The 18037-nt window shown below is 66.3% G+C and carries 23 protein-coding genes, 3 tRNA genes and 1 pseudogene; 11 read left to right on the top strand and 16 right to left on the bottom strand.

What is annotated here, in order from left to right; translation table 11 throughout:
• Positions 1-125 precede the first annotated feature (125 nt).
• Positions 126-1370 (bottom strand): PstS family phosphate ABC transporter substrate-binding protein, encoded by a 1245-nt coding sequence (locus NO930_RS08950; RefSeq protein ID WP_256403202.1) that lies wholly within the window; start codon positions 1368-1370, stop codon positions 126-128.
• Positions 1371-1576: 206 nt separating this feature from the next.
• On the opposite strand from NO930_RS08950, the gene NO930_RS08945 reads away from it, so the two are divergent.
• From NO930_RS08945 to NO930_RS08935, 3 genes are all read left to right on the top strand, one after another.
• The gene (locus tag NO930_RS08945) at positions 1577-2533 is read left to right on the top strand and encodes a halo transducer protein (protein ID WP_256403201.1); all 957 of its coding nucleotides are present in this window, start codon (positions 1577-1579) and stop codon (positions 2531-2533) included.
• A gap of 195 nt (positions 2534-2728) precedes the next feature.
• Positions 2729-3319, top strand: a complete 591-nt coding sequence (locus NO930_RS08940) for a mechanosensitive ion channel domain-containing protein (RefSeq protein WP_256403200.1) — start codon at positions 2729-2731, stop codon at positions 3317-3319.
• 25 nt (positions 3320-3344) lie between these two features.
• Complete coding sequence (locus tag NO930_RS08935; protein WP_256403199.1) at positions 3345-3689, top strand: DUF4870 domain-containing protein; 345 nt, start codon at positions 3345-3347, stop codon at positions 3687-3689.
• A 93-nt stretch (positions 3690-3782) separates the two neighbouring features.
• Here NO930_RS08935 and rpsB read toward each other — a convergent pair whose 3' ends face one another.
• The 13 genes from rpsB to NO930_RS08870 all read right to left on the bottom strand — a co-directional run bounded on the left by rpsB (position 3783) and on the right by NO930_RS08870 (position 9988).
• On the bottom strand, positions 3783-4583 hold the full coding sequence (gene rpsB / locus NO930_RS08930) for a 30S ribosomal protein S2 (protein ID WP_256403198.1): 801 nt from the start codon (positions 4581-4583) through the stop codon (positions 3783-3785).
• A 15-nt stretch (positions 4584-4598) separates the two neighbouring features.
• A complete protein-coding gene (eno, locus tag NO930_RS08925; RefSeq protein ID WP_256403197.1) occupies positions 4599-5801 on the bottom strand; it encodes a phosphopyruvate hydratase in 1203 nt (400 codons plus the stop codon).
• Positions 5798-5980 carry a DNA-directed RNA polymerase subunit K gene (locus tag NO930_RS08920; RefSeq protein ID WP_049982065.1) on the bottom strand — a complete coding sequence of 61 codons (183 nt, stop codon included), beginning with the start codon at positions 5978-5980 and terminating at the stop codon, positions 5798-5800. The genes eno and NO930_RS08920 overlap by 4 nt, the downstream gene beginning before the upstream one ends.
• A 1-nt stretch (position 5981) precedes the next feature.
• Complete coding sequence (locus NO930_RS08915) at positions 5982-6176, bottom strand: DNA-directed RNA polymerase subunit N (protein WP_049982064.1); 195 nt, start codon at positions 6174-6176, stop codon at positions 5982-5984.
• Between the two features lie 12 nt (positions 6177-6188).
• The gene (locus tag NO930_RS08910) at positions 6189-6587 is read right to left on the bottom strand and encodes a 30S ribosomal protein S9 (protein WP_049982063.1); all 399 of its coding nucleotides are present in this window, start codon (positions 6585-6587) and stop codon (positions 6189-6191) included.
• Positions 6581-7030 carry a 50S ribosomal protein L13 gene (locus NO930_RS08905; RefSeq protein WP_137783682.1) on the bottom strand — a complete coding sequence of 150 codons (450 nt, stop codon included), beginning with the start codon at positions 7028-7030 and terminating at the stop codon, positions 6581-6583. The genes NO930_RS08910 and NO930_RS08905 overlap by 7 nt, the downstream gene beginning before the upstream one ends.
• On the bottom strand, positions 7027-7380 hold the full coding sequence (locus NO930_RS08900; RefSeq protein ID WP_049982061.1) for a 50S ribosomal protein L18e: 354 nt from the start codon (positions 7378-7380) through the stop codon (positions 7027-7029). The genes NO930_RS08905 and NO930_RS08900 overlap by 4 nt, the downstream gene beginning before the upstream one ends.
• A 35-nt stretch (positions 7381-7415) precedes the next feature.
• Positions 7416-7500: transfer RNA gene (locus tag NO930_RS08895), tRNA-Leu, on the bottom strand.
• Positions 7501-7649: 149 nt separating this feature from the next.
• Positions 7650-8402 carry a DNA-directed RNA polymerase subunit D gene (locus tag NO930_RS08890; protein ID WP_256403196.1) on the bottom strand — a complete coding sequence of 251 codons (753 nt, stop codon included), beginning with the start codon at positions 8400-8402 and terminating at the stop codon, positions 7650-7652.
• A 1-nt stretch (position 8403) separates the two neighbouring features.
• On the bottom strand, positions 8404-8793 hold the full coding sequence (locus NO930_RS08885; protein ID WP_004046448.1) for a 30S ribosomal protein S11: 390 nt from the start codon (positions 8791-8793) through the stop codon (positions 8404-8406).
• A gap of 6 nt (positions 8794-8799) precedes the next feature.
• Positions 8800-9327 (bottom strand): 30S ribosomal protein S4, encoded by a 528-nt coding sequence (locus NO930_RS08880; protein ID WP_092562500.1) that lies wholly within the window; start codon positions 9325-9327, stop codon positions 8800-8802.
• Positions 9324-9845 carry a 30S ribosomal protein S13 gene (locus NO930_RS08875; RefSeq protein WP_049982784.1) on the bottom strand — a complete coding sequence of 174 codons (522 nt, stop codon included), beginning with the start codon at positions 9843-9845 and terminating at the stop codon, positions 9324-9326. The genes NO930_RS08880 and NO930_RS08875 overlap by 4 nt, the downstream gene beginning before the upstream one ends.
• 57 nt (positions 9846-9902) lie before the next feature.
• Positions 9903-9988: transfer RNA gene (locus tag NO930_RS08870), tRNA-Ser, on the bottom strand.
• 253 nt (positions 9989-10241) lie between these two features.
• Between NO930_RS08870 and NO930_RS08865 the strand changes: the two genes are divergently transcribed.
• The 6 genes and pseudogenes from NO930_RS08865 (at position 10242) to NO930_RS14145 (ending at position 13668) form a co-directional block, all read left to right on the top strand.
• Entirely contained in the window at positions 10242-11282 is a 1041-nt protein-coding gene (locus tag NO930_RS08865) for a zinc-binding dehydrogenase (RefSeq protein WP_256403195.1), read from the top strand.
• 1 nt (position 11283) lies between these two features.
• A pseudogene (locus NO930_RS08860) lies at positions 11284-11526 on the top strand (DUF7977 family protein); the annotation flags it as partial.
• Positions 11527-11608: 82 nt separating this feature from the next.
• Positions 11609-12187: a (d)CMP kinase gene (gene cmk, locus NO930_RS08855; protein ID WP_256403194.1), complete on the top strand. Its 579-nt coding sequence runs from the start codon at positions 11609-11611 to the stop codon at positions 12185-12187.
• A 24-nt stretch (positions 12188-12211) separates the two neighbouring features.
• A complete protein-coding gene (locus NO930_RS08850; RefSeq protein ID WP_256403193.1) occupies positions 12212-13192 on the top strand; it encodes an RNA-guided pseudouridylation complex pseudouridine synthase subunit Cbf5 in 981 nt (326 codons plus the stop codon).
• Positions 13193-13282: 90 nt separating this feature from the next.
• A tRNA-Pro gene (locus tag NO930_RS08845) sits at positions 13283-13353 on the top strand.
• A gap of 147 nt (positions 13354-13500) precedes the next feature.
• Positions 13501-13668: a DUF7386 family protein gene (locus NO930_RS14145; protein WP_425601445.1), complete on the top strand. Its 168-nt coding sequence runs from the start codon at positions 13501-13503 to the stop codon at positions 13666-13668.
• A 13-nt stretch (positions 13669-13681) separates the two neighbouring features.
• Here NO930_RS14145 and NO930_RS08840 read toward each other — a convergent pair whose 3' ends face one another.
• A complete protein-coding gene (locus tag NO930_RS08840; RefSeq protein WP_256403192.1) occupies positions 13682-14149 on the bottom strand; it encodes a type IV pilin domain-containing protein in 468 nt (155 codons plus the stop codon).
• A gap of 172 nt (positions 14150-14321) precedes the next feature.
• On the opposite strand from NO930_RS08840, the gene NO930_RS08835 reads away from it, so the two are divergent.
• The gene (locus tag NO930_RS08835) at positions 14322-15128 is read left to right on the top strand and encodes a hypothetical protein (protein WP_256403191.1); all 807 of its coding nucleotides are present in this window, start codon (positions 14322-14324) and stop codon (positions 15126-15128) included.
• Between the two features lie 168 nt (positions 15129-15296).
• Complete coding sequence (locus tag NO930_RS08830; RefSeq protein WP_256403190.1) at positions 15297-16808, top strand: replication factor C large subunit; 1512 nt, start codon at positions 15297-15299, stop codon at positions 16806-16808.
• A 9-nt stretch (positions 16809-16817) separates the two neighbouring features.
• On the opposite strand, the gene NO930_RS08825 is transcribed toward NO930_RS08830, so the two are convergent.
• Positions 16818-17972, bottom strand: coding sequence for a sensor histidine kinase (locus NO930_RS08825; protein ID WP_256403189.1), 1155 nt, complete (start codon positions 17970-17972; stop codon positions 16818-16820).
• Between the last annotated feature and the right edge of the window lie 65 nt (positions 17973-18037).

Genomic DNA, 18037 nt, shown 5'->3' with positions numbered 1-18037 from the left:
TGTGTCGTAGAAGCGATATTCGTATGTAGCGTGAACGCCGGCGGCCGCGGAGCGACGGGCGGTCGCGGGGGGTCAGTCGGCGGGGACGGCGCCCGTCTCGGGTCGACCGACCGTCGGTCGTCGGACTACGGCGAGAGGAGGTCCTCCGTGGCGACGGACGAGACCTTGTCTTTCATCGACTGGAGGTCGCTCGTCGGGAGCGGGATGTAGTTGTTCCCCTCAACGAAGACGGTCTGTCCGAACTCGTTGAGGAACATATTGACGAACGCCGCCTCGCGCCGGTCGTAGCCGCCGCCGTCGGGGTTGTTCTCCTCGATGAGCGTGTACATGTGGAGGTCGCGGTTGAGCGGGTACTCGCTGTCGAAGATGGTGTTCTCCGCGTCGCGGCTGGTCTCGTACAGCGTGCCATCGAACTCGATGGAGATCGGGATGACCGTTTCGCTGGTGAACGCGAGCGCCATGTAGGCGATGGCGCCCTCGTTCTGGGAGACTGCCTGCGCGACCTGTTGGTTCTGCCCGAAACGCGTGTCGACGCCCGACATCGAGGCGTCGGCGGCGCCGAGCATGTTCAGGCGGAACGAGGTGTCCGTCCCGGAGCCCTCGGCGCGGCCGATGGCGTAGATCTCTTGATCGTAGTCGACGCCGTCGATCTGGTTCCAGTTGGTAATCTCGTTCTGGTATATGCCGCGGATATCCTCGCCGGTCAGCTGCGTGACGCCAGCGTCGGAGACGTCGGAGCTGACGACGACGGGCTGGCCGTCGCGACCGACGACGTTGTCGACGACCGTGTTCTGGGCCTTCTCCTCGCTCCAGTCGAGTTCCGCCGTGATCGGACCGGAGGAGTTGCCGATGTCGACGAGGCCGTCGGTAACGGCTTCACAGCCGGTCCCGGAGTGGCTCAGGCCGACCGTGGTCGGGAACGGCGGCGAGGAGCGCTGGTCGGTCGGCTCGAAGCCGAACTTCGAGGCGAAGTAGTCGGCGATGAGCATGTCGCCCGCGCCGTCGTCGGCGAGCTGATCCCAGCCGGGGACGGAGGTCTCGTCATTGGCGCCCCAGTACTCGCCGTCGCTCGGCGGCGCGTTGGAGTTCCAGTACGAGCTCCCCGTGTTCGAGATGGGGTACACCGTCGAGGAGCCCTCGGCGTTGAGCAGCGCCGTGCTCTGCCCGGAGCCGTCGTCACCGTCGACGCCGGATCCGCCGTCGCCACCATCACCGCCGGATCCGCCGTCGCCGCCGTCACCGCCAGATCCGCCGTCGCCGCCGTCGCTGCTTCCGCTACAGCCCGCCAACCCCGCAGTTCCGAGCGCTCCGGACGTGATGAGAACTTTCCGCCGCGACACGCCGCCGTCGACCCAGTTCCGGTCTGACATCAGGCGTAGCAACGGACAAGTATATTAAACTGGTTTATATTTTTAATATAGGTGTCTATTATCACGCGAAGAGTCCACAGTATCGGTGGTGAGTGAACGAGAGAATTCTGACGGCTATATATCATCACGTAGCGCTCTGTTTGCCTCCGTCCCCGAACACACCGCTCTTAGGAAGGTATAACACCGCACTACACCGAAATCGGCGTATGAGTGAGAGCGCGCCCGCGGAGACGCCCCTCGACGAACTCGTCGACGACGTGGTCGACAGAACCGACGAGGAACCGGAGTCGATCCGGACGTGGCTCGAACCCTTCACCGAGGACGGGAAGGTCACACCCGCGGCGATCGAGTCAAGCGTCACCGACGTGTCGCAGATACTCGCGACCGCGGAGACGCGGATCGACCTCGCGACGCGGACCCACGACGAGGCGACCGCCGCCGGCAACGCGCCGGATCTCGACATCGTCGACGTCCGTCGGCGGGCGTTCGGGGATCGACTGGACGGCCTCCGGGCGGACGTGGAGGCGCTCGGCGACGACCTCGGCGCGGCGTGGTCGGGGCTCGACGAACCGGTGGCGGTGTACCGCGCAGCGGTCGCCCTCCACGAGATCACGACCGACGCGCAGGATATCGTCCGCGTCGCCCACGACCTCGAAACCGAACTGGAGGCGTTCGAGGCGTGGCTCCGCTCGGCCAATCGACGCCACGACGCGCTCGTAGACGAGGTCGAGGCCGCCGAGGAGTCCGCCGCGGCCGTCGCCGAGACCGTCGAGTCGCTGCGGGACGCGGACGACGCCGACCCAGAACGGTGGTTCGACGCCGTCGTCCAGACGCGCGTCCTCGACCTCGTCGTCGCCGACCTCCGAGCCGAGGCCGACGACCTCCGCGCGTGGGCCGACCGCGACGGCGTCTCCTTCCCGGACGACGTGGACGCGCGGATAGACGACCTCGAAGCCGAGGTGACGGACCACGTCGAGGCGCTCGGCGACGGGACGGACGGGGACGACGAGTTCGGCGAACGGCTCGACGCGCTCGACGCGGAGCTCGAGGCGGTCGAGCCGCCCGTGGCGTGGGCGCGCGTGGACGACACCGTCGCGGAGGCTCGGTCGGCGCTGTGCGGGGACGGGGCGCCAGTCGACGAGACCGCGGATTCGGGGCGCTAGTAACGTCATCACTGCGAGACCACGAGTGAAAGACGTGTCTCAGCGGGCCCGTGCCACGGACGAGCGGTCGGGACGAGAGACGGATCCCCGGCGCGACCCGAGCGTCGACCTCGACGGCGTGTTCATCCCGAGACGGACGCGAACTGAGCCGTCGGCGCCCTCACCTTTTCGACCCTCGGCCGTGTGCGGTTCGGCATGACCCAGATCCCGTTGCTCGTCTCCCGCTCGCTTTCGAACTTCCTCGACGGCCTGATAGTCGCGATACCGAGACTGCTCTCGGGGCTGGTCTTCCTCGCGCTGGCGTATCTGACGGTCCGTGCCGCTCTCGCCGTCGTCCGCGGGTCGATCGAGCGCGTGTACGTCGGCGACCGCGAGCTGGTCGGCGATCTCATCGTCACGCTCGTCTCCGTGTTCCTCTGGTTCGGTGTCGCGCTGACGTTCCTGAAAGTCGTCGGCATGGGCGACATCGCGGCGAGTCTCGGTACCGCCGTCGGATTCATCGCGCTCGGCGTCTCCTACGCGCTCTCAGAGATGATCGAAGACACGGTCGCCGGCGTGTACCTCCTTCGAGACCCGGATTTCAATCCGGGCTACCGAGTCGAGGCGAAGGGGGTGACCGGAACCGTCGCCGCCATCGAGCTCAGGAAGACCCGGATCGACACGGACGCCGGCGACCGGGTCGTCGTCGCGAACCGCGAGATCGAACCGCGCTGGACGTACGACACGTCCGCGCCGGCAGACGAGGGGGCGGGAGATCAAAGTGGGATGGACACCGCCAACACATAAATACCAAGCCGCGGACATCGCATCCATGGGATCTACAGCGGCCGGCGTCGATACCGGCGGAACCGGAGACAACACCACCATGGCAGCGCTGACGCACGTCCTCGCCCTGTTCACGTGGCTCGTCGGACCACTCGTGGTCTACGTCGTCACCGACGACGCGTTCGTCAAGGAGAACGCGCGAAACGCCATCAACTGGCAGATCTGGTTCACCGTCTACTCGCTCATCGCGCTCGTGTTGGTGCTCGTCGGTATCGGACTCCTGGCGCTGCCCGTTCTCGGCATCGTCGACACCGTGTTCATCGTGATCGCTGCGGTGAAAGCCTCTGACGGGGAGGCGTGGAGCTACCCACTCACGATCGACGTGTTGTAGATCGGGAGGCTCGAATCCGTTGTCGGTTCTCCGGTGAATCGTGGCTGTTCGGTGGCTCTGCCCGCAGAAAAGTCGAACTCGAAGCCGGCCGACTTAGAGTTCGTCCTCGAAGTCGTCGAGGGCGAACACGGTGTCGGCACCGCGGCGGTCGAGCGTCTCGTTGGCGAGCAGCCAGTAGACGACCGACAGCGCGCGTCGACCCTTGTTGTTGGTCGGGATGACCAGATCGACGTTCGAGAGCTGGTTGTTAGAGTCGCACATCGCGATAACCGGGATGCCGACGGTGATGGCCTCCTTGACGGCCTGCGCGTCACCGATCGGGTCGGTCACCACGACGACGTCCGGCTCGATGTAGCCGGCGTAGTCGGGGTTCGTCAGCGTGCCCGGGATGAACCGTCCCGTGCGAGCGCGAGCGCCGATGGCGTCCGCGAACTTCTCGGCCGGGAACCGACCGTACTGCCGCGAGGACGTGACGAGGATCTGCTCGGGGTTGTAGTTCTCGAGGAAGTCCGCGGCGGTGCGAATGCGCTGGTCGGTCGTGCTCACGTCTAGCACGTAGAGCCCGTCGTCGCGGACGCGGTGGATGAACCGCTCCATGTCCGCGGTCTTCTGTTGGGTCCCGATGTGGACACCCGCGGAGAGGTAGTCCTCGACGGGGATCAGTAGGTCGACGTCGTCATCGGGCATGACGTCGTCGTCGAACGGGGAGGCGTCCTCCTCGTCGGCGTCGTCTGCCGTCGCGTCGGCGGTCTCGCTCTCGGCGTCGGCGGACGCCCCCTCGGCGGCCGCGTCGGCGGTCGGTTCCTCGGTCGTGTCGGCCTCCTCCTCGACCGCCGCGTCGACCGCCTCGGTCTCCGCGTCGTCGAGTTCGACCGCGTCGTTGTCTTCACTCATGCGTATGGGTGTCCGTCATACCGCGCCGTCCGCGATGCGGACCAGTTCGTTCAGCTTGGCGGTGCGCTCGCCGCCGACCGTGCCGGTCTTGATGTATCCGGCGTCGGTCGCCACGGCGAGGTGTGCGATGGTCGTGTCTTCGGTCTCTCCCGACCGGTGCGAGATGACCGTCTCGTACCCGTTTCGGGCGGCGAGTTCGACCGCGTCGAACGCGTCCGACAGGGTCCCGATCTGGTTCGGCTTGATCAGGATGCTGTTTGCCGCTCCGACGTCGATCCCCTCTCGGAGCCGTTCGACGTTGGTGACGAACAGGTCGTCACCGCAGATCAGCGTCCGGTCGCCGACCCGGTCCGTCAGCTCCGCGAACGCCTCGTAGTCGTTCTCGTCGAGCGGGTCCTCGACGTACGCGAGGTCGTACTCGTCGACGAGTCCTGCGACGTACTCGACCTGCTCGTCCGTCGACTTCGTCTCGTCGCCGTACACGTACGCCTCGGCCTCCTCGTCGTACAGCTCTGCGGCCGCCATGTCGAGGCCGAAGCGGATCTCGAAGCCAACCTCGCTCTCGACGCGGTCGACCGCCTCCTCGACGACCTCGAACGCGTCGGCGTCCGAGATCGGTGGTGCCCACGCGCCCTCGTCACCCTTCGCCGCCGGAACGCCGCGTTCGTCGAGCACGTCCGCGACCGCCGCGTGGACCGCGGCGTTCGCGAAGACGGCCTCCGAGACGCTCGGCGCGCCGACCGGCGCGGCGAGGAACTCCTGAATGTGGGTGGCCTCTTTGGCGTGTTCTCCGCCGCCGACGACGTTGCCGAGCGGCACGGGGAAGTTGTCTCCGCGGAACGCGCCGCCGAGGTGCTGGTACAGCGGTGCACCGAGCACGTCTGCGGCGGCCTTCGCTGCCGCCATCGATATCGCGACGGCGCTGTTCGCACCGATCGCGGAGAAGTCGTCGGTGCCGTCGGCCGCGCGAAGCGCGTTGTCGACGGCTCGCTGGTCGCCGGCGTAGAGGCCTTCGAGCCGCGGAACGGCGTGCTCTCTGGCCTTCGCGATCGCCTCGCTCGCCGGCAGTTCGATCGCCTCGTACTCGCCCGTAGAGGCCCCACTCGGGGCCGCTCCGCGGCCGAAGCCGCCGGACTCGGTGAGCACGTCGGCCTCGACGGTCGGGTTTCCACGCGAATCGAGGACGCGCCGAAGCGAGACGCTCGTGATTCGCGTCATTTCTCGCCCTCCCTGCGGACGGTGAAGGGGAGCACACCCGCGTCGTACTCCTCCGCGGCGACGAGGATCGGCTCGGTCTGATCCGAGTCGATCAGCACGGGCGCTCCGTACGATACCTGCAGCGCTCGCGCGCCGAGGATGCGTGCCTTCTCGTATCGGTTGTATCGTTGTGCAGACATGTTACTGGTACGGCGAGACGACGTCGACGAGGTCCCGATGGCTGACCATCATCCGGCGACAGCAATGCCGGTCGACCCCGAGGTCGTCGAGGACCGCGCCGGGGTCCTCGTCGCCCTCGCGGGCTCGCTCCTTGAATTCTTCCCAGTGTTCACCCACGACGTTGCCGCACGTGAAACACCGAACGGGGATCATCATGACTGGATCACCTCAGCGGTAGGACTTCTGGTAGCGAGCGCGCGCGCCCGGTCCGCCCCACTTCTTGGGTTCGGACTGGCGAACGTCGTTGACCAAGAGCGTCCGGTCGAAGTTCATGTAGGCGTCGCGCAGCTCGGCGTCTCCGAGGTGCTGAACGATGCCGCGGGCGATGGCCGTGCGAGTGGCGTCGGCCTGACCGCTGAACCCGCCGCCTTCGACGGTGACGTCGATGTCGACGTCGTCGCGGAGTTCCTCACCGGCGATGCGGAACGGCTCCAGCATCTTGAGCCGCGCCTGTTCCGGTTCGACCAGCTCGACGGGCTGGGAGTTGATGCGAACGCGACCCTCGCCGTCACGCACGGTTGCGCGGGCGACGGCCGTCTTCTTCTTGCCTGAGGTGTTCGTTACCATGTGACGTTGGCTCCCAGAGACTCGGAGATGTCACCGAGCGTGGTGAATTTGATGTTCGAGAGTCGGTCCAGCGAGGTGCCGTCCAAGACGACGCTCTCGGCGTCTTCGTCGCGCTCGTAGGGGTTGCCCACGTAGACGCGAACGTTCGAGAGCGCCTCGCGGCCGTCTTCCGTCTTGTAGGGCAGCATGCCGCGGATGGCACGCTTGAATATCCGGTCGGGCCGTTTCGGGTAGTACGGGCCGCTGTCGGATCCGAGTTCGGCGCGCTTGTGGTACGTCTCCATCGTCGCCTCTTCGTTGCCGGTGATGACCGCTCGCTCGGCGTTGACGACGGCGACGGACTCCCCGGCGAGGGCGCGCTGGGCGACCTCCGAGGAGACGCGGCCGAGAATGCAGTCTCGGGCGTCGACGACGACGTCCGCGTCGATCTTCGCGAGACTCATCGAATCACCCGGACGTTGCTGCCTTCGGGGTTCTGTTCGACGAACTGTTCTAGCGACACCGCTTCGCCGGCCTGGTCGATCTTCGTGCGGGCGGTACCCGAGAAGTCGACGGCGGCGACGGTGACGTTCTTTTCGAGCACACCGCTGCCCAGCACCTTGCCGGGGACGACGACCGTCTCGTCTTCCTGCGCGTATCGTTCGATACGGCCCAGGTTGACCTCAGCGTGCGTGCGCCGTGGCTTCTCCAGTCGGTCCGCGATATCCTGCCACACGTTGGCACCGGAATCGCGCGAGACCGACTTCAGATCGGCGATGAGGTTCTGTAGTTTCGGATTCGTCTTGCTACTCATAGCTCCCTCCTATGGAGAGGTTCTGAAAAACGGAGTGCAGGGAGCAGGATTTGAACCTGCGGACCTCTACAGGACAGCGCCCTGAACGCTGCGCCGTTGGCCTGACTTGGCTATCCCTGCGTGCACTCCTGCGTAATCCGGCTCCCTTCAAACCACTTTCGGTCCCGGTGTCGCCGGGACCACGCGGCCGTTCGGCGGCGCGAGCGTCGGCGTCGCGACTACGGGCAGGGGCGAGCGCCGACCGGGTGGTTCGAAGGTCCGTCATTACGTTAGACCGTGACTTTCGTCTGTAGTTCGTCCGCGCGCACCTCGATGGAGTCGATCGCGCGGAGCAGCAGTTCTTCGACGCTGAAGGATCCGTCCGTCTCGATGTGGAAGACGAACGCGCCAGGCACGTCCTCGACCGTGACTTCCTTGCCCGGATACCGCTCCGAGAGGTCGTTGTCGAACTCGTCCGTGAGCACGATATCGCCATCGGGCGTCTCGACGACGCCGCGGAGGATCTGCGGTTCGTCCTCGTCGAACTCGCCGCGGTCGCCCTCGACGGTGACGCGCTGGAGGTGTCGGTAACCGACGGAGACGCCGCCCTGATGTTTGGCGTGCTCCTTTCCGGTGTCTAACACCGCGTCGGCCTCGAACTCCAGTCGCTGTCCCTCCTTCAGCTCGATGATCGGGACGTTGTCGTCTGCGACCTCGACCAGCGGGTCCGCGCTCTCGATGTCGCCGGAGTAGGCCGTGTCGGGCCCCTCGACGTCGAGTGCGAGCGTGACCTCGTCGCCGACCTCGAAGTCGTCGAGCGGGGTCGTGAGGGGGATGAGCCCCAGCCGCAGGCCGATCATCTCGTCGAACATGACGGAGGAGTTCTCGACGAACCGAACGGTGTCGATCGAGAACGTCGGGACGTCGGCGATCATCGCCCGGCGGATGCCGTTCGCGAACGCCGGGGTGAGCCCGCGGATCAACACCCGCGCGCTGCGTTCGTCCCGTTCGACGTACTCAACGTCGAAATCTGCGTCACTCATGTCAGACTCGCTTGTTCTTCGGTGCCTTCGTCCCGTCGTGCGGGATGGGCGTGACGTCCTCGATCCGGCCGATCTCGACGCCGGCGCGCGAGAGCGCGCGGATCGTCGCCTGCGCACCGGGACCGGTGGACTTGTTGAGGTTGCCGCCGGGGCCGCGCACGCGGACGTGCACGCCCTCCAGGCCGGCGTCTTTGACTCGCTCGGCGACGACTTCCGCCATCTGCATGGCGGCGTACGGCGACGCCTCGTCGCGGTTCTGTTTCACCACGGTGCCGCCGGACGACTTGGCGATCGTCTCGGCACCCGTCTCGTCGGTGACCGTGATGAGCGTGTTGTTGAACGATGCGTACACGTGGGCGATTCCCCACTTTCCGTCCTCGGATTCACTCATTGTTGGTTACTCCTGTGACTCCGCGCGCTCGGGGTGGAGATCGTCCGCGAGCGGGCTGTTCTCGTCGAAGTCGATGGCACCCTCGTCGGCCACGTCGACCTTCACCGAGGGACGCGTCACTCGGGCCCCGTCGACGGTGACGTGTCCGTGGACGAGGAACTGACGCGCCTGCTGTGTCGAGGACGCGAGCCCCTGCCGGTAGACGACCGTCTGGAGACGGCGTTCGAGCAGGTCGGTCACGTCGAGCGACAGGACCGTCGAAATGTCGTCGTTGTCGCCGAGAATACCGATGCGACGGAGCCGTGCGACGAACTCCGATCCGGCGTCCTGGGCGGCGTCGACGTCACCCTGGGCCTCGCCGAGCAGTCGGCGCGCCTCGCGGCGCATGTTGCGCAGCTCGGACTGAGCGCGCCAGAGTTCCTCTTTGTTCTTCAGGCCGTACCGCGAGAGGAGGTCCGACTCCTCGGCGATCCGCTCGCCCTGGTACGGGTGGTTCGGCGTCTCGTAGCCTTTGGTGTTCTTGCCGGTGCTCATTCCTCGTCACCCGCTTCGTCTTCCGCCATCTCCTCGCGGATCTCCTCGACGTTGACGCCAATGGTGCCCTCGGAGCGACCCGTGGACTTCGTGCGCTGGCCGCGTACCTTCTGGCCGCGCTTGTGGCGAACGCCCTTGTACGATTCGATGAGCTTCATCCGGTTGATGTCGTGGCGACGCTTCTCGCTGACGTCGGTGCCGACGAGGTGCGTCGTCTCCCCGGAGTAGAAGTCGTTCTGTCTGTTCGTCATCCACGACGGGACGTGGTCTTCGAGGTTCTCGGCGATGTCGACCACCGCGTCTATGTCACCCTCGTCGAGGAGACCGAACGTGGCTTTACGATCCACGTCGGCCTTCTCGGCGACCAGCCGCGCCGTGCGCGTGCCGATGCCGTCGAGTTCGGACAGGCTTCGCTCGACCGTCTTCGTCCCGTCGAGGTCCGCGCCCCCGATCCGGACGAAGTACTGGAGGTCTTCTTCCTCCTCCGGCGAGTCGTCCTGTGATTCTTCCGTGCTCATGTGTTGGTTGTGGTGAGCCCTGCCGGCGCGATTCCGGCGGTACTCGGTCCGTTCGAGCGTTGCGGCGGGGATTCGAACCCCGGAGGCAGTGACGCCACAGAGTTAGCAACCCTGCGCCTTGGGCCAGGCTTGGCTACCGCAACTCGCGTCGTATCATCGCCCTCTCGGACTCGGGGCCCGGTACCCCTGCAGTTCGTGCATCCGTACGGTCCCGCCTTCGGTACTTAAACATCACGAAAACAGCGGGTGAATGCGTCCAGATCGCACGGGTGAGACGGTGTGACGTGCGATAAAGTGTGACGTGCAGTGGGGTGTGCCATGCGATGGACTGTGCCGTGAGACGAAATCACAGCCGGTTGGCGTACTGTTTAGTGGGTGCCGCGGGTGGGAGACGGTATGCAAGCAGTTCAGTTCGATTCCCACGGCGACCGCGACGTGATCGAGTACGGCGAGTTTCCGGACCCAGAGCCCGGCCGCGGCGAGGTCCTCGTCGACGTCAAAGCCGGCGCGCTGAACCACCTCGACATCTGGACGCGACGCGGGCTGCCGGGCGTCGACTTAGAGATGCCGCACATCCCCGGCAGCGACGCGGCGGGCGTCGTGGAGGCCGTCGGCGACGGCGTGACGCGCTTCGAGCCGGGTGACCACGTGGCCGTGAGCGCCGGTGTCTCCTGCGGCGAGTGCGAGTTCTGTCGAAGCGGCGAGGAGTCGCTTTGCGCGTCGTTCCACATCATCGGCGAGCACGTCCGCGGCGTCCACGCCGAGAAGGCCGCGGTGCCCGCAGAGAATCTCGTTCCCGTCCCGTCGGGCGTCGACTGGGAGGTCGCCGGGTCCGCCTCGCTCGTCTTCCAGACCGCGTGGCGGATGCTCCACACGCGGGCCGAACTCGATGCGGGCGAGAAGGTGCTCGTCCTCGGCGCGTCTGGCGGTGTCGGGCACGCCGCGGTACAGATCGCGGACCACGCGGGCTGTGAGGTGTTCGCGACCGCCTCTACGGAGGAGAAGCTCTCGCACGCCGAAGACTGCGGGGCCGACCACGTCATCGATTACGAGGCGAACGACTTCGCGGACGAGATCGCCGAGTTAACGGGGAAACGCGGAGTCGACGTCGTGGTCGACCACATCGGCGAGGCGACGTACCCCGACTCGCTGAAGTCGATGGCGAAGGGAGGTCGACTCGTCACGTGTGGCGCGACGACCGGCCCGAACCCGGGCGCAGGGCTCAACCGGATCTTCTGGAACCAGCTGTCTGTGATCGGTTCGACGATGGCGACCCCCGGCGAGGTCGACGACGTGTTACAGCTGGTCTGGGACGGGACCTTCGAGCCGCGCGTGCGCGAGGTGCTCCCGATGAGCGAGGCCGCCCGCGCGCACGAACTGATCGAGAACCGTGAGGGCTTTGGCAAAGTGGTGGTAAAACCCGATAGTGAAATCTGATCCCGACGCCGACGCCGTAAGCGAACCCGACGCAGACGGGTTCGGACGAAAGGGGTGGGCGCTGACAGCGGTGCTTTTCACCTGCGTCCTCGTCATCCCCGGGATCATCTACGTGTACCCGTATGCCGCCGGCGCGCTCGGGTTCTCGTTTTTCCAGACGTATCTCGCGCTTCCGCTGATTCCCGCCGTCCTCCTCGGGCTCGTCGCCGTGTGGTCGATGACTGCGGCGACTCGGGACCAGTAGCCGCCGGGGTTCGTGGCGGTGGCCGCACTCCCCGCGAGCGCCGAACGACAACCGTTTTGAACGATACCCGCGGAGTAGCGATATGTTGATCACCGTCTCCGGCCCGCCGGGAAGCGGGAAGAGCACGAACGCCACGGCGCTCGCCGATCGCCTCGGCCTCGGTCACGTCTCCGGCGGCGACATCTTCCGCGAGATGGCGGCCGAACGCGACATGACGCCGGTCGAGTTCAACGAGTTCGCCGAGGAGGATCCGCAGATAGACCGCGATCTCGACCGTCGGCTCCACGAGATCGCTACGACCCGCGACGACGTGGTCCTCGAATCGCGGCTGGCCGGGTGGCTCTCCGCCGACGCGGCCGACTTCCGCTTCTGGTTCGACGCGCCCGTCGCCGTCCGCGCAGAGCGGATCGCCGACCGGGAGGACAAGCCGGTCGAGCGCGCGAAAGCCGAGACGGAGCGCCGTGAAGCCTCCGAGCGGAAGCGATACTTGGAGTACTACGACATCGACATCGACGACCTCTCCATCTACGACGCCGCCTACAACACCGCCCGTTGGGGACCCGAGCGCTTCATCGACGTGCTCGTCGCGACGGTCGAGGCGTACGACCCCGACGACGACGAGGGGAAGGCACCGATCGACGGCGTCGACTACGAGTTTTGAGACCGCTCGAACTGATATCGAACCATGCCCAGTGACCCAGCCGACGCGGACCGCACGCCGCTTCGCACCCCGCCCGAGGACCGAACGGTCCCGGAGCTCCTCCGGTTCGGTGTCGTCAACCTCGACAAGCCAGCCGGACCCTCCTCGCATCAAGTCTCAGCGTGGATACGAGACGCGATCAACGAGGGCCTCTCCGCGCTCGATCCCGAGGGCGAGCCGATAGACGGCGTCGCACACTCGGGTACCCTCGATCCCAAGGTCACCGGGTGTCTCCCCGCGCTCACCGGCACCGCGACTCGAGCCGCACAGGTGTTTCTCGAAGGGAGAAAAGAGTACGTCGCGGTGTTGGAGCTTCACGCCGACGCGCCGGACGACTTCCGCGACGTCGTCGCCGAGTTCGAAGCGGAGATATACCAGAAGCCGCCGCGAAAGAGCGCGGTTACGCGGCGGCTCCGCAGCCGGACCATCGACGACCTCGACGTGTTAGCGATCGACGGCCGACAGGTGCTGCTCCGGATCCGGTGTGAGTCCGGCACGTACGTCCGAAAGCTGTGTCACGACATCGGACTCGCGACCGGCGTGGGCGCACACATGGGACACCTCCGCCGGACCGCGACCGATCCGTTCGACGACCGCGATCTCTGCACCCTGCAGGACCTCGTCGACGCGCTCGCGTGGGCCGAAGAGGGCGACGAGACGCTCCTCCGCGAGGTCGTCCGGCCGGCCGAGGACGCGCTGGGTCACCTCCCCGGGGTCACCATCGCGCCGTCGGCGGCGCGAAACGTTGCGACCGGTGCCCCCGTCTACGCGCCCGGCGTCATCGGCGTCGACGACGACGCCGAGAACGCAGCCGCTGAAAATCAGGAACCGGGCGGTCACGCCGACGAGAGCCCCCTCGTTGCCTGTTTCACGCCCGACGGTGCCGCGGTGTGTCTCGGCCGGATCGTCGGCGACCCCGACGCCGAGTCCGGGACCGTCGTCTCGATAGAGCGCGTGCTCGTCTGATCACGGGACGACGACGGACGGCCGTGGGCCGAAGCGACACGTGAAACGAAGTTCTTAATTACCGGACACTCATGTCTCCGAATGCAGCACGGGACCGTGGGGTAGTGGTATCCTCTGCGGATGGGGTCCGTAGGACCTGAGTTCGACTCTCAGCGGTCCCACTCAAAATAAAACACTTTTCGTCAGAAACATCTGCCCGTCGAGACACATGCTTGCGGCTCAGTTTTCCACGACAGTCAACCAATTTTGGGGCGGTAGTAGCCGACGCCCCTCTCATCGGAGGAGTACCGACGTAACCGGAGTCAGTTATGGGAGTTCTATGTCCTGATCGACTTGTGACTCTCGCGCACTTGATTCAGTCTGAAGAAAATATCCGCACTGCTCGCGATGAATTGGACCCCGTAACGATCCAACAGTTCAACACCGATGTGTTTGGGTTGCGGTACTGGACTCAAATAGAAAGCCGGCGAAAATAAATTTAGACGTAGATTACTCGGCTGTGATTGTCGTTGAGTAGATCGCGTTACCAGACGGCTCGTGGATCACGCGGATCGTAAGACGATCGCCCGATGCGAAGGAGATGGATCCACCAGCGGGCTCATCAGTAAAGTCTACAGATTGGCCCGTTTGCCATGTCGGTGAATCCAGATGGCTCCCGTCGGTGATGTCTGTATCCGAACGGGCACCTTCAACCGATAGAGTCAGATCGGCTGCCTCAAGATCCTGTCCACCAGTTTTTGTGAGGGTGAAAGTGACATTATTATTAGCCGCATCTGTGGAAACGTCGTCAATCCCGAAGCTCGCCTGCGGCGCAGTATCACCTAGCTGATCGCCCAGACCGAGCACGAAGGTCCCGATGACGGCCGCGAGGATGACAGTGATTGCGACCATAAGTATAACTCCGATAACAGGACTCACGGCGCGGTCGTCCGCTGTGTTTTGGTTGAATAGTTTCATGGTTTGCACCCAGCGTCGGCCGAAGACGCGAGTACGACCTACCGCGGTCGCGTCCGTCGGGTTGCTGGCTACTTGATGCTACGCGAATCTGGTATATGTACGTGTTGGCCAAAATCTCAGCGTTGAAAACCATCCCGCTACGTTCAAGGTGTCACTGATTCGATTCGTGGGTATGTACCCCACGGCGCAGGCCCTCGCTCGGACCTACAGCGACCGCGAGTACCCCGACCCGTGGCAGAAAGTCCTCGACTATCGCCGCGTCCGCGAGTACGCCGCAGAACACCCGAACCACGGCCGAACGCGCGTGGGCAGCGCTCTCGATCTCCCACCGAGCCGCGTTCGAGGGTGGCTCGACGGCGGGATGCCTGACTCGGTCCGAGGTATCCAGACGGCGATCGGTCACGGCTGGCTCGACCCCGACGAGGCGACCACTGCCGCGTTCGTCGACCTCCTCGCACACGTCCTCGCGGGCGGCAGCATCAACGACACGTTCGTTCCGGCGATAACCGTCGACGACTCGGTGACGACCGATGAGGTGCGCTCGGTCTTCGAGGCGCTCGGTATCGGTATTCTCACCCGCAACTCCGACGTAGACAACCGCGCGACGGAGGTGGTTCCGGCCGCCGACGCATCGGTGCTCGGTCGGTGCCTCGTCGCGATCGGTGCCCCGGTCGGAGAGAAGGCGGGGCTCGACTCGTTCCCGCAGGTCGTGTGGGACGTGCCGAAACCGTTCCGCGAGTCGTTCGTCCGGATCTACGTCGGCCACCGCGCGCTCACGTACGAGACGAAAGACACGCGAGTCATTCAGGAAGACCGGTCGCGCGCGTATCTCGACGCCCTCCGCGACGTGTTGGCCGACGTGACCGGCGAGCCCGTGAGCGTCGGCGACGGGCGCGTGACGGTCTCCGCGGCGGCCGCTCGTCGACTCGCGAAACCGGACCGCACCGGCTCGCTTCCGTCGAGCTCGCCCCCGAAATAGGTGCGATAGGGATCGACGGCCCGGACGACGAGGACGACCGGACGTTCTCGCGTTCGCGCGGAGGTGTGCCCCGACGCGACGAAACGCCGCAGACGGCGGACTACCGGTATAGACGGCCGGGCAGACCGCTCCGGAACCACTAAACGCCGCACTCGCGTACCGCCGGTGATGGCCGACTGGACCGAAACGTATCGCCCGCGCACGCTCTCCGAGGTCCGCGGCAACGACAAGGCTCGCGACGCGTTCGAGGAGTGGGCGCGCTCGTGGGACGACCACCGGGAGGCGGTCGTGCTCCACGGGAGCCCCGGCGTCGGCAAGACGAGCGCGGCGCACGCGCTCGCGAACGACATGGGCTGGGAGACGGTCGAGCTGAACGCCTCGGACCAGCGCACCGCCGACATCATCGAACGGTTCGCGGGGCGGGCCGCCCGCAACGCGACCCTCGGCGGGAGCGCGGCCGGCGGCGGCGCAGCCGGGGGCGACACGGCCTCGCGCCAGCTCGTCGTTTTGGACGAGGCGGACAACATCCACGGCAACTACGACCGCGGCGGCGCGAGCGCGATCACGGAGCTGGTGAAAGAGTCCGGCCAGCCGATCGTCCTCATCGCCAACGACTACTACGACATGTCTCGCGGGCTCCGCAACGCCACCCAAGAGATCGAGTTCCGCGACGTCTCCGCTCGGTCTATCGTTCCCGTGCTCCGAGATATCTGTCGGAAGGAGGCGATCGAGTTCGAGTCCGACGCGCTCTCGGAGATCGCCGAGCGGAATCGCGGTGACCTCCGCGGCGCGGTCAACGACCTGCAGGCGGCGGCCGAGGGGCGCGACGCGATCACCGTCGACGACGTGGTGACCGGGGACCGCGACAAGGCGCTCGGACTCTTCCCGTTCCTCGATGCGGTGCTCAAAGAGGAGTCCGCCGAGGAGGCGCTCCAGTCGGCGTACGCCGTCGACGAGACGCCCGACGATCTCACGAAGTGGATCGAGAACAACGTCCTCGACGTGTACGACGCCCGCGAGGCGGTTCGGGCGTACGACTTCCTCGCGAACGCCGACGTGTGGCTCGGGCGCGTGCGCGCCACACAGAACTACTCGTACTGGCGGTACGCGACCGACAACGCGGCCGCGGGCGTCGCCGCCGCGCGCGACGAGACCAAAGGCGGATGGACGCGGTACGGCCGCCCGCAGTTCTGGAGTTCCTCGGACGCGACGGCCGACGAGGTGGTGGGGCGGATCGCGGCAGCGAGCGGCTGCAGCGTCGCCACCGCCCGCAGAGAGGTGCTCCCGTTCTTACAGTCGATCACGCACCACTGCAAGCCCCGAGAGCTGACCGTCGCGATGGCGGCCGCGTACGACCTCGACGAGACGGGCGTCGCCTTCGTCACCGGCTCCGGCGAGTCGACGAACAAGGTGGAGTCGATAGTCGAGGACGCACAGTCGCTTCGTGACGACCGACTGGAAGACAACGCGGGGGGCGCGTTCGCCGCGAGCACCGACTCCGTCTCTCCCGTCGGTGAACGCGGTGACGAGACCGTGGACGGTGACGCCGGAGACGCAGATACCGGTGACGGCCGGGGCGAGACGGGACGCGAGGACGGAACCGACACGGTCGACGCCGACGGTAACGCGAGCGACGCCGAAGACGACGACGGACAGGCGGGGCTCGGCGACTTTCTGTGACCGCGTCGATCAGGTCGCGTCGTCGCTCCCGGTGTCGCCCGCGTCGAGAGGCGGATCCGCGCCGAGCACGCTGACGCCGTCGAACTCGAAGCGCGCCCCGCCCGTCCGGCTCTCTGTGAGCGTGACCTCCCAGCCGTGGGCTTGTGCGATTCTGTCGACGATAGCGAGCCCGAAGCCCGTCCCCCCCTCGGCGGTCGTATGCCCCGGTTCGAACACGGAGTCGCGGTCTGCGGGATCGATCCCGTCTCCGTCGTCCGCGACGTAGAATCCGCCGTCGAGTCGGCCGACGAACACCTGAACCGCCGGGTCGTCCGCACCCGCACGCACGGACGAGTCCTCCCGTGCGTCAGAGACGACGTCGCCGTCGGCCGCGTCGGTGAACGTGCCGGGCGGGACGGATCGGTCGTCGAACGTGTCGCGTCCCTCGGGGTCGGCGAAGTCGTCGCCGGCCACATCGGCGTCGGTGCCGTGTTCGAGCGCGTTATGAAAGAGGTTCTCTAGCGCCTGCCGGAGGCGGCGTCTGTCGCATTCGATGCGCGGCAGCGGGCCCGTGACGACGAGCCTCGCGTCCGCGCCGGGGGCGACGGTCCGCCACGCCTCTTCGACGACGGCGGTGAGGTCTTCCGGCGTGGTCCCCTCGACGGACCGCCCCTCGCGGGCGAGAGCGAGCAGATCGGAGATGAGGTCGTCCATCCAATCGAGCGCGTCGAGCGCGCGGTCGAGTCGGTCCGTACTGGCGTCTCCCTCGAACTCCATCGCCAGTTCGACGTTGCCGACCGCGACGGAGAGGGGGTTGCGAAGGTCGTGTGAGACGACGCTCGCGAACTCTTCGAGGCGCTCACGCTGTCGTTCGAGCTGCCGGTTGCGCTCGACGCGGTCGCCGGCGGTGAAGAGGTAGCCGACGAGGTTGCCACGCCCGTCGCGGGCAGCGCGCTCGTGAACCCACGTCTCCGCGTCGTCGACCTCGAGACGGTAGGCGACGTCGACCCGTTCCTCACCGAGAGCGGCGTGAAATCGGTCGGCGTCCGCGTCTGCAACTGCCTCCGACCACCCGGTCTGCGGGAGCACCGCAGGGTCGAGCCCCGACTCGCCGACGCTCTCGACGACGAACCGGTCCGGATCGCCGTCGGGGCGGCGATACGCGATCCCGGGTCGCCGCTCCATCGAGTGGCACACGATCGCAACGCTCAATGTAGGATATTAAATCTTTCTCGAATAACACGATGGCG

Origin of the sequence: Halorubrum salinum (assembly GCF_024494575.1) — an archaeon.
Classification (GTDB): domain Archaea; phylum Halobacteriota; class Halobacteria; order Halobacteriales; family Haloferacaceae; genus Halorubrum; species Halorubrum salinum.
This window is presented reverse-complemented; position numbering and strand designations above follow the sequence as displayed.

Bases quoted from the DNA above. Each gene is read 5' to 3' on its own strand.
- NO930_RS08880 (WP_092562500.1), bottom strand. From the start codon at position 9,327: ATGAGCACCGGCAAGAACACCAAAGGCTACGAGACGCCGAACCACCCG.
- NO930_RS08865 (WP_256403195.1), top strand. From the start codon at position 10,242: ATGCAAGCAGTTCAGTTCGATTCCCACGGCGACCGCGACGTGATCGAG.
- NO930_RS08830 (WP_256403190.1), top strand. From the start codon at position 15,297: ATGGCCGACTGGACCGAAACGTATCGCCCGCGCACGCTCTCCGAGGTC.
- NO930_RS08915 (WP_049982064.1), bottom strand. From the start codon at position 6,176: ATGATGATCCCCGTTCGGTGTTTCACGTGCGGCAACGTCGTGGGTGAA.
- rpsB (WP_256403198.1), bottom strand. From the start codon at position 4,583: ATGAGTGAAGACAACGACGCGGTCGAACTCGACGACGCGGAGACCGAG.
- NO930_RS08940 (WP_256403200.1), top strand. From the start codon at position 2,729: ATGACCCAGATCCCGTTGCTCGTCTCCCGCTCGCTTTCGAACTTCCTC.
- NO930_RS08905 (WP_137783682.1), bottom strand. From the start codon at position 7,030: ATGAGTCTCGCGAAGATCGACGCGGACGTCGTCGTCGACGCCCGAGAC.
- NO930_RS08890 (WP_256403196.1), bottom strand. From the start codon at position 8,402: ATGAGTGACGCAGATTTCGACGTTGAGTACGTCGAACGGGACGAACGC.
- eno (WP_256403197.1), bottom strand. From the start codon at position 5,801: ATGACGCGAATCACGAGCGTCTCGCTTCGGCGCGTCCTCGATTCGCGT.
- NO930_RS14145 (WP_425601445.1), top strand. From the start codon at position 13,501: ATGGGAGTTCTATGTCCTGATCGACTTGTGACTCTCGCGCACTTGATT.
- NO930_RS08950 (WP_256403202.1), bottom strand. From the start codon at position 1,370: ATGTCAGACCGGAACTGGGTCGACGGCGGCGTGTCGCGGCGGAAAGTT.
- NO930_RS08935 (WP_256403199.1), top strand. From the start codon at position 3,345: ATGGGATCTACAGCGGCCGGCGTCGATACCGGCGGAACCGGAGACAAC.
- NO930_RS08875 (WP_049982784.1), bottom strand. From the start codon at position 9,845: ATGAGCACGGAAGAATCACAGGACGACTCGCCGGAGGAGGAAGAAGAC.
- cmk (WP_256403194.1), top strand. From the start codon at position 11,609: ATGTTGATCACCGTCTCCGGCCCGCCGGGAAGCGGGAAGAGCACGAAC.
- NO930_RS08945 (WP_256403201.1), top strand. From the start codon at position 1,577: ATGAGTGAGAGCGCGCCCGCGGAGACGCCCCTCGACGAACTCGTCGAC.
- NO930_RS08825 (WP_256403189.1), bottom strand. From the start codon at position 17,972: ATGGAGCGGCGACCCGGGATCGCGTATCGCCGCCCCGACGGCGATCCG.
- NO930_RS08900 (WP_049982061.1), bottom strand. From the start codon at position 7,380: ATGAGTAGCAAGACGAATCCGAAACTACAGAACCTCATCGCCGATCTG.
- NO930_RS08910 (WP_049982063.1), bottom strand. From the start codon at position 6,587: ATGGTAACGAACACCTCAGGCAAGAAGAAGACGGCCGTCGCCCGCGCA.
- NO930_RS08850 (WP_256403193.1), top strand. From the start codon at position 12,212: ATGCCCAGTGACCCAGCCGACGCGGACCGCACGCCGCTTCGCACCCCG.
- NO930_RS08840 (WP_256403192.1), bottom strand. From the start codon at position 14,149: ATGAAACTATTCAACCAAAACACAGCGGACGACCGCGCCGTGAGTCCT.
- NO930_RS08885 (WP_004046448.1), bottom strand. From the start codon at position 8,793: ATGAGTGAATCCGAGGACGGAAAGTGGGGAATCGCCCACGTGTACGCA.
- NO930_RS08920 (WP_049982065.1), bottom strand. From the start codon at position 5,980: ATGTCTGCACAACGATACAACCGATACGAGAAGGCACGCATCCTCGGC.
- NO930_RS08835 (WP_256403191.1), top strand. From the start codon at position 14,322: ATGTACCCCACGGCGCAGGCCCTCGCTCGGACCTACAGCGACCGCGAG.